Raw genomic sequence first — 9,347 nt, 5'->3', positions numbered from 1 at the left:
CCCTTTTAGGCCCCCCCCCCCCCCTTTGTTTTTTATCCCCCTGGGGGGGGGGGGGGGGGGCCCCCCCCCACAGCAGCGCCTCGGTATAGGGATGATAGGGCGGCGAAAAGATCTGGTCGGTCGTGCCCTGCTCGACGATATAGCCGAGATACATGACGACGACGCGGTCGGCGATGTAGCGCACCACCGACAGGTCGTGACTGATGAACAGCATCGTCGTCTTGTTCTTGCGCTGGATGTCCATCAACAGTTCGGTCACCGCCGCCTGCACCGACACGTCGAGCGCCGAGACCGGCTCGTCGGCCACCACCACCTTGGCATCGCCGGCAAAAGCCCGCGCCACGCCGATGCGCTGCTTCTGGCCGCCTGAAAGCTGGCGCGGCTTGCGGGTCTCGAACGCCCGCGGCAGCTTCACCAGGTCGAGCAGTTCCAGCATGCGCTTGCGGCGATCGGCAACGGTGTTGCCGACATTGAACTTTTCCAGCGTGCGGATGATCTGCGAGCCGACCGTATGGCTGGGATTGAGCGTGTCGAACGGATTCTGGAACACCATCTGGATCGACGACACCGTCTCGACGCTGCGGTTCTCGACCCCGATCGACTGGATCTGCTGGTTGCCGAGCGTCACGCTGCCGGAGCTTGCCGTCTCCAGCCCGAGCAGCACCTTGGCCAGCGTCGACTTTCCGCAGCCGGACTCGCCGACGATGGCGACGGTCTCGGATTCGCGCGCCATGAAGGAGATCGTCTCATTGGCCTTGACGACGCGGCCCTCGCTCGAGCCGAACACCTCGCTGCCGCCAACCTTGTAGTATTTTCTGAGATCCTCGATCTTGAGCACCGGCGCGCCGGGCTCGACGCGCTCGTTGACCTTCTTGGCGCCGGGCGGCAGTGCTTCCCAGTCGATCTCGTTGAAGCGCACGCAGCGCGAAAAATGGCCTTCATGGCCGTCGACCGCGATCATCGGGATTTCGGCGGCGTTGCAGACGCCCTCGACGAAATGGTGGCAGCGGGGGCCGAAATTGCAGCCCTTCGGCCGCTCGTGCGGCAGCGGCAATTGCCCCGGGATTGAGATCAGAGGCCGCGAATTCTTGTCGGCGCCAGGCAGCGGGATCGAGCGGAAGAGGCCTTGCGTGTAGGGATGGCGCATCCGGTCGAAGACGTCCTTGATCTTGCCGGTCTCCACCGCTTCCCCCGAATACATCACCGTGATGCGGTCGCAGGTTTCCAGGATCAGGCCGAGGTTGTGCGACACGAAGATCATCGAGGTGCCGAACTTCTCGCCAAGTCCCTTGACCAGGTCGACGATGCCGGCTTCGACCGTCACGTCGAGCGCCGTCGTCGGCTCGTCGAGCAGCAGCAGCGCCGGCTTCGACAGCAGCGCCATGGCGATGACGATGCGCTGTTGCTGGCCGCCGGAAAGCTGGTGCGGAAAGGAGCGCATCATGCGCTCGGGATCGGGCAGCCTGACCGCGCGCACCATTTCCAGCGCGCGCCTGTAAGCCTCTTCCTTCGACACCTTGTCGTGGATCAGCGGCACCTCCATCAGTTGCTGGCCGACCTTCATCGCCGGGTTAAGGCTGGCCATCGGCTCCTGGTAGATCATCGCGATCTTGTTGCCGCGGATGGCGCGCAGTTCCTCGTCTGACAGCTCGCCCATGTCCTTGCCCTGGAACTTTATCCGGCCGCCGACGATCTTTCCGATGTTGGAGAGGTCGCGCATGATGCCGAGCGACACGGTCGACTTGCCGCAGCCGGATTCGCCGACGATGCCCATCGCTTCGCCAGGCATGACCGTGCAGGAAAAATCCATGACGGCCGGTATCTCGCCCTTGCGGGTGAAGAAGGAGATCGACAGGTTCTCGATCTCGATGATCGGCCCATTGGTCGGACCATTGGTCGGCTTGGCGGGATTTCGAACTGCCTCATTCATGGGTCGCTCCAATCCTGGTTCTTTCAGCATATCGGGTCGAGAACCCGTACATCAATCCTTCATCGATTGCTCACGCAGCGAGTCGGCCAGCAGATTAAGGCCCAGCACGAACGACATCAGCGCGATCGTCGGCGGCAGCGCCGGATGGATGAAGGAGCGCAGCAGCCGGCTGGCATCCTTGATCGCGGTGCCCCAGTCCGGGCTCTCGGGCGCCAGCCCCAGGCCGAAATAGCCGAGCGTGCCGAGCAGGATCGTGGTGTAGCCGATACGCAGGCAAGCATCGACGATCAGCGGCCCGCGCGCATTGGGAAGTATCTCCCACAGCATGATGTACCAGGGCGATTCACCGCGCGTCTGCGCCGCTGCCACATAGTCGCGCGTTTTGATGTCCATGACCAGGCCGCGCACGATGCGGAACACGCCGGGGCTGGAGGCGAACACCACCGCCACGAAGATGTTGAGCTGGTTGGGATCGATATGGATGATCCTGAACGGATCGGCATCGAAGACCAGGCCGGCATAGACCCAGCCGCCAATGATCAGCGTCAGCCCCAAGAGGATGTAAAGGCGGTCGGGCCGTTTCTTGTAGCGCGTCCAGAACAGCACGCTGAAGAAGATGATCGGAAACATGAAGAACAGGCCGGCCATCGCATAGGGGATCGGTGTCTCCATGATGCCCGGCGTCACCAGGAGGTAGAACAGCAGGATCACCGGGAAGGCGAGCACCAGATTGGCGAGGAATGACAGCACCGTATCGATCCTGCCGCCATAATAGCCGGCCGGCAGACCGAGCGTGATGCCGACCATCAGCGCAAACCCGGTCGCCGCCGGCGCGATGATCAGCACGATCTGACTGCCGTAGACCATGCGGCTGAACACGTCGCGGGCAAGCTTGTCGCCGCCGAACAGGTAGACAAGTCCCGATTGCGGCTCGACCGCGCCCGGCAGCGCGTCCTTCATGATCGGGATCTGGACAAGCGGATTGAAGGGCGAGACGGTCGACGCGAAGATCGCCGTGAACAGCCAGAACAGGCAGATGCCGACGCCGACGATGCCGACGCTGCTGTCGAAGAGCTGACCGTAGAGGCCAAGCCTCTTCTTGTAGGCGAAGCTCGCCCCCATCACCACGACGAGAGCGATCCAGACCGGCCAGAAACGCGCAAGCACGCCAAGCACCACATTGAAGGCGCCGATATATTCAAGCTGCATCCGCTCGATCCCCTATTGAACTCTGATACGCGGATTGAGAAACGCGTAGCCGACATCGGAAATGAGCTGCGTGATCAGGACGATGAACACCGAGACCAGGGAGCAGCCGAGCAAAAGATCGATATCGTTGTTGCCGGCCGCCTCGACTAGCGTGTAGCCAAACCCCTGGTAGCGGAACATCACCTCGACGATGACGACGCCGGTGAGCAGCCAGGGAAATTGCAGCATGATGACGGTGAATGGCGCGATCAGCGCGTTGCGCAGCGCGTGCTTGACCACGACGCTGCCGAAGGAGAGGCCCTTCAACCGGGCGGTGCGGATATATTGCTGCGTCATCACCTCGACCATCGAGGCGCGGGTCATGCGGGCGATATAGCCGATGCCATAGATCGCCAGCGTCATCACAGGCAAGGTGAAATTGTAGAAGGTGATGCCCCGGCTGGCGGAAGCCGCCGAACCGTTCAGCAGGCCGAGCCATGAGGCGAAGATGACGGTGAAAATGACGCCCGAGACATATTCGGGCGTCGCCGTCGAGGCGATCGAGGCGACCGACAAGGTCCGGTCGGTTCGCGAGCCTTCGCGCATGCCGGCGAGGATGCCGATCAGCAGCGAGATCGGCACCATCACCACAAGCACCCAGAACATCAGGATTCCGGTAGCACCAAGCGCCGGGAATAGCTTCGACGCGACCGTCGTCTTGAACTTGGTCGAGCAGCCGAAGTCACCCTGCAGAACGCCGGAGAATGTCGGCTCGACAGGATCGTTGCAGAAGGCAAAACGTCGCGTGGGTTTGCCGGTTGCCGGGTCTGTGACTGGCTGCTTGGGCACGATACCCAGCCATTGGCCATAGCGGGAAAAGAAATTCTGGCGGTAGCCATGGTTGACAAGCCAGTTTTCGAGCTGCTCGGCCGAGGTGTGCATTTCGGTCTGGCTGATCGCCAGCTTTTTCAGATTGGGATCGAGATTGATCAGGAAGAACACGACCATCGTCAGGCACAGCATCGTCAATGCCATGGTGCCGAGGCGTCGAAGGATGAAAGAAAGCATGGCGGTCCCCTGCCGGCTGGTTGGGGTTGAGGCCGGCTCGGAGCCAGCTCAGCCGCAATCGGCAGAGCTGGCTGTCAAACGGACCCTCAGAATGCGATCAACCCTGTCTTATTGCACGCCCCTTTCCGAAGAGTCTGCGCTTTTTTTCTGCGCCGATCTGCGGTTGTGGGATCATGCATGGCGTGGGTGGAAGGGGCGAACCGCCCCTTCCACGATCGATCCGATCAGGCCTCCTCGTCGAGCCAGACCTTGCCGTAGTCGCGCTCGAAGGTCGGGTGCATGCCGTAGTTCTTAACGGAAGCGACCGAATGGCTGTAGAGCTTGCGCCAGTAGGGCTGGATGATGATGCCGGCATCTTGCAGGATCTGCTCGATGTCCTTCATCATTTCCTTGCGCTTGGCGGGGTCGGCAACCGCGAGCGCCGCGTTGAGCTTGGCATCCCACTCCGCATTCGCCCAGCCCGTCTCGTTCCAGGCTTCACCGGTGCGATAGCCGATCGCCAGAACCTGGACGCCGAGCGGCCGCATGTTCCAGTTGGTCATCGACAGCGGGTATTTGGTCCAGTCGTTCCAGAAGGTCGAGCCCGGCAGCACCGTACGCTTGACCTTGATGCCGGCGTCGCGCATCTGCGCGGCGATCGCATCGCCGGTATTCTTGTGCCAGTCTTCGTCGACCGTGATCAGCTCGTGCTCGAAGTCGGCCTGGCCGGCTTCAGCCATCAGCGCCTTAGCCTTGGCCGGATCGCGGACAATCTTCGCCAGCTCGAAGTATTCCGGATGGATCGGCGAGACATGGTGGTTTTCGGCAACTGTGCCGGCATTGCCGTAGCCGAGCTGCAGGACGACAGCGTTGTCGACCGCAAGCTGCAGCGCGTTGCGAACCTTCTGATCGTCATACGGCTTGTTGGTCACATTGGTGCGGCAGACGATCGTCGAAGCGGTGACCACCTCGGACTTGACCAGGTCGACACCGTCGAGGATCGACACATAGTCGGCCGACGTCTCGAAATTGGTATGGACTTCGCCGGCTTCGAAAGCGCTGACCATAGCCGCCGGATCGGTGCCATAGTCGATGAACTCGACGCCGTCGAGAAACACCTCACCGTCCCACCACTTGTTGTCTTCGCGGCGTTTGTAGACGACCTTCTGGCCGACATCGTAGGAGACCAGTTCAAATGGGCCGGTGCCGATCGGGCAGGCTTTGAAATCGCCGCCCTTTTCGTCGAAGGTCTTGTGGACGACGAGACCGGGATAGTCGCACACGTTGGGGATGAGCGCGATATCCGGCGAGCTGAGCGTCAGCTTGACCGTGTGTTCGTCGACCTTGGTGACGGCGCTCTCATCCAGCTTGTCGTCCTTGACCAGCGAGCCGAGACGACCGGGCATGGAATTGCCTTCGGCCTTCTTGTCGGCCCAACGCTTGAAGTTGAAGATGACATCGTCGGCGGTGAACGGATCGCCGTTGTTCCAGGTGACCCCCTTGCGCACATGCAGCGTGTATTCGGTGGCGTCGTCGTTGACGTCCCAGCTCTCGAGCAGGTAGGGGCGGAACGTGTATTCGTTCGTGTACTTGACCAGCGGCTCGAGCGCCTGGCGCTCGGCATTGGCGATTTCCGACCAGTCGGCCTTGCGCGGATCCTTCGGATCCTTGATCCACATAGCGACCTTCAGTATGCCGCCTTTCTTGCCCTGCGTGTCCTGCGCTCTCGCCGGCGTCGGGTCGGCGAGGCCGAGCATGCCATAGGCCATCGCCGTGGACGCGCCGAAGACGCTGGCCAAAGCGAGAAACTCGCGGCGATCGACACGTCCGGCCCTGGCTTCCTGGGCCATCGCATGGATGTGATCCGGAACGCGGTCGCCATTACTCTTGTAGATTGTCATCGAGAACTCCCATTGTTGGCTTTCTGCCTTTTACCATTCCGCATCCGGGCCGTGATGTCAAAAACGGCACCGGATTGGGAACATTCCAAGGAATGTGCAACTTTGGAAGGGAAGCAGTTCGCGTGATAACGACAGTCTTGGCGCAAAATTGCTATTGCCCGGCAGATTTCGTTCGAATCTCCGGCTCGATCAAACTGAGACATTCACTACCGCGCCGCACGTCCCGTCGCGCGCGCAACGGACGCTGTAGCGGTTTGATTTTGCGCCGAAATCGATTTCGATTCTCGCGGTCATGCGCGAAGCTTTGCACCGCGCCGGCCGATCGCGGATGAGTGCCAGAACGGCGACGAGGGCTGTCGGACTGCCGGCCCCTATCACGCAGGCCGGCTTCAGTACTCGCGTTCGTAGAAAATGCCACCCTTGGCTTCGCCGGCATCGGTGGCTTCGCCGCGCAATTTGACGCCGCGGCCGACGTCGAGATCGATCGCCGCCTTGCCCGAACCCGGCTTGTCGCCCTTCTGGATCGTCACATAGGTGCGGTCGTTGAGATATTTGCCGGCCGAGACCGCGGTGCCGCCCTCCTCGTCGGTGACGACGTCGAGATCGTCGACGCCGATGGCGCTGCGCAGGTTCTGGAGCAGCGAGGTCGAGCCGCCGATGCCGGCCAGTTGCGCGGCGGCTTCGGCAAGCTGGGCGATCTGCAGCGGCGACAGGTTCGACATCGAGCGGCCGAAAATCAGTTGCGCCAGGACCTCGTCCTCTGGCAATGCCGGCACCGACGAGAAGTTGAATTTCGGATTGGTCGCCTCGCCCGACACCACGATGGTGACGGTGGTGCTGCTCGTCGTCGAGGTCGCCGTGAGATTGAGATAGGGCACCAGCGACCCCGAAAAGCCGACCGTGCCTTCGGTGAAGGTCAGCCGCTTGGCCAGGATCGACAGCCGACCGCGCTGCAAGTCAAAGGTGCCGACCGCTTGCGGCGACGATGCCGGGCCGGTCAGCCGCAGCGAACCGCCAAGCTCGGCATCGACGCCCCTGCCCTGGATGAAGATCTGGCTGGGCGCGTTGACCGTGACATCGAGGTTGAGGCCGCCACCACCGCTGCTGCTGCTCGCCGTCGCCGGACGCAACGCCTTGTCTTGCGCGCGCACGGCGGCCGGTGCGTTCTTGTGCCTGATGTTGAGCGCCGCCAGCGAGCCCGGCAACTTTTCGGGAACGGTGATGACGGTCTTGGCCAGGTTGATCGTACCCGAGATCAACGGCGCCGATGCGAGTGGCCCCTTGATGGTCAGGTCGCCGCCGAGATTGGCGGTGACCACCCTGCCGTCGGTGTAGCGACCGTCGACGAGCTTGACCGACAGGTCGGCCGGAAAGCCTTGCGCCGGATTGATGCCGACCGTGCCGCTGGCCGACAGGCTGCCGCGCGTCGACAAATTGCCGGTCAGGCGGTTGATCCTGGCGACGCCATCGCCGATCGCCACATCGGCGGTGATGTCGTTGATTGCAAGTCCCGAGCGCGCATCGATCAGGCGGGCACCTGACGTGCGGACCGTGCCTGTGATCACCGGCGCCGTCGCGGGGCCGCGCACCTTCAGATTGACGTCGGCCGTGCCGCTCAACGACAGGCCTTGCGCTGCCAATGTCCGGGTCAGGAAGGCGAACGGCACCTTGCCGGAAAAGTCGAGATCGAGCGTCGGCGCGCTTGATGTCGTCATCGTGCCGCCGCCCTTGAGGCCGAGACCGGCGGCATCGCTCATGTTGGCCTCGAAGCTCAGTCTGTTGCCGGAAAACGTGCCCGAGGACGAAACGCCCATGCCGCCGAAACCGGCGCCGCGGGTCTGCGACGTCTGGACGCCTGCGGCGTCGACCTTGAAGGCCACGGCCGGATTGGCCGGCGCGCCCGTCACCTTCACCGTGCCCGAGATCGAGCCGGCGGCATCGAGGCCGGGCGAGAAACTGTTGGCAAGCGATATCGGCACCCGCGCCAGCGTCGCGTTGAGATTGAGCGCCTCCCCGACCTTGCCCGAAACCGTCGCCGTGCCGCCCCCGAGGTTGAGTGCGAGCCTGTCTAGGCTGGTGGTGCCGTTGGCGATGGTGATGGTCGAGGTCTGGGCGATCGCCGCCTTGACGCCGCGCATCGTCGCCTGACCGGAGGCGAGCTCGACCGTCGTCGTGCCATTGGCGACCCTGACGCGGCCGGCTGCCTCGGCCGGAATGTCCTTGACGGTGGCGCCGCCGGAAAAGCCGGTCCAGTCGCCGTCGCGGGTCAGATCGACATCGATGCCGCGAATGACGGTGCCGCCGGAGGTGACGCTGTCGGCACGGATTTTTCCGGAGATCACCGGTGCCGCGAGATAATTGGCGATCGATGCATCGATGGTCACCGTCTTCGCCGAAACATCACCGCGTGTAATCGAAGCGGTCGAAGCCTTGACGGTGACGCCAGGCGTATTGCCGGCCTTCGAGAAGACGATCGTGCCGCGGATGTCGCCTTCCGCCTTTTCCAGCGCAAGCGCTGCCAGCGGTCCGATGTCAGGCAGGTCGAGCGCCACGGTGCCTTCGGGCACGAACGCCTCATCAAGCGCCAGGTCGCCTGATATCCGGTTCTTGCCGAGCGACAGCAAAAGCCCGTCGATGGCGCGCTTGCCGTCTGACGTCGCCAGCACGGCGCTGCCCTGCAGAGGCTGGCCCGCGACATTTCCGGTCAGTTGGACATTGGCCGCCGGGTTGGCGGCATCGGCCTTGCCGGTGGCGGTGAGGCTCAACCCGGTGATCTCGCGTTCGGCAACCGAAAGCCGCTCGCTGTTGACCGTCAGCGACAGGTCGGGCGCGGTGCTGGCGCCTTGCGCGTTCAGCGCGAAGGTGATGGCGCCGTTGGCGTCCCCAGACAGAAGCGAGATGTCGGCCAGCGCGCCCTTGATGTCGACGGTGAGCTTGTTGTCGGCAAGGCTGGCCTGCCCGTCGGCGGTCAGCGCGCCGGACACCAGCCTGATCGCGTTGGCGGTGACATTGCCATTGGCGTCGCGCTTCAGCGCGGCACTGAGTTCCGTCCGCTGCGCGAGCACGCCGCGCGCTGCCGCCGGCAGTGCCGCGGAAACGGCGTCGGTCTTGAGGTTGAGGTCGATGGCGCCGTCGGCCAGCGAGATCCTTCCATTGAAGCCGGTGTTCAGTACCTCGCTCGTCACCGAGCCGCTGTCGATGACAATGGTATCGGTAGCGAGATCGCCGGCGACCTTGGCAGTAATCTTTCCGGCGAGCAGCGGCGCGATGGTCGGATTGTC

General features: G+C 63.1%; 5 protein-coding genes. All 5 read right to left on the bottom strand.

Going from position 1 to position 9,347, the window contains the following annotated elements; genetic code table 11:
- A partial coding sequence (locus AC0L15_RS19755; protein ID WP_473496817.1) for a dipeptide ABC transporter ATP-binding protein occupies positions 1-1,930 on the bottom strand: 1,930 nt, incomplete at its 3' end.
- 51 nt (positions 1,931-1,981) lie between these two features.
- On the bottom strand, positions 1,982-3,139 hold the full coding sequence (locus AC0L15_RS19750; protein WP_128174266.1) for an ABC transporter permease: 1,158 nt from the start codon (positions 3,137-3,139) through the stop codon (positions 1,982-1,984).
- Positions 3,140-3,151: 12 nt separating this feature from the next.
- A complete protein-coding gene (locus tag AC0L15_RS19745) occupies positions 3,152-4,186 on the bottom strand; it encodes an ABC transporter permease (protein WP_128174268.1) in 1,035 nt (344 codons plus the stop codon).
- Between the two features lie 224 nt (positions 4,187-4,410).
- Positions 4,411-6,066 carry an ABC transporter substrate-binding protein gene (locus tag AC0L15_RS19740; RefSeq protein WP_287249470.1) on the bottom strand — a complete coding sequence of 552 codons (1,656 nt, stop codon included), beginning with the start codon at positions 6,064-6,066 and terminating at the stop codon, positions 4,411-4,413.
- 389 nt (positions 6,067-6,455) lie between these two features.
- Positions 6,456-9,347: translocation/assembly module TamB domain-containing protein (locus tag AC0L15_RS19735; protein WP_287249469.1), on the bottom strand; the 2,892-nt coding region annotated here is incomplete at its 5' end.

It is taken from the genome of Mesorhizobium sp. WSM4846 (assembly GCF_055811415.1).
The sequence above is the reverse complement of the archived record's forward strand: the minus strand, read 5'-3'. Positions and strand labels throughout refer to the sequence as shown.

What these genes read in the sequence shown, in the direction of transcription:
- AC0L15_RS19745 (WP_128174268.1), bottom strand. Translation starts at nt 4,186, where the DNA reads ATGCTTTCTTTCATCCTTCGACGCCTCGGCACCATGGCATTGACGATG.
- AC0L15_RS19740 (WP_287249470.1), bottom strand. Translation starts at nt 6,066, where the DNA reads ATGACAATCTACAAGAGTAATGGCGACCGCGTTCCGGATCACATCCAT.
- AC0L15_RS19750 (WP_128174266.1), bottom strand. Translation starts at nt 3,139, where the DNA reads ATGCAGCTTGAATATATCGGCGCCTTCAATGTGGTGCTTGGCGTGCTT.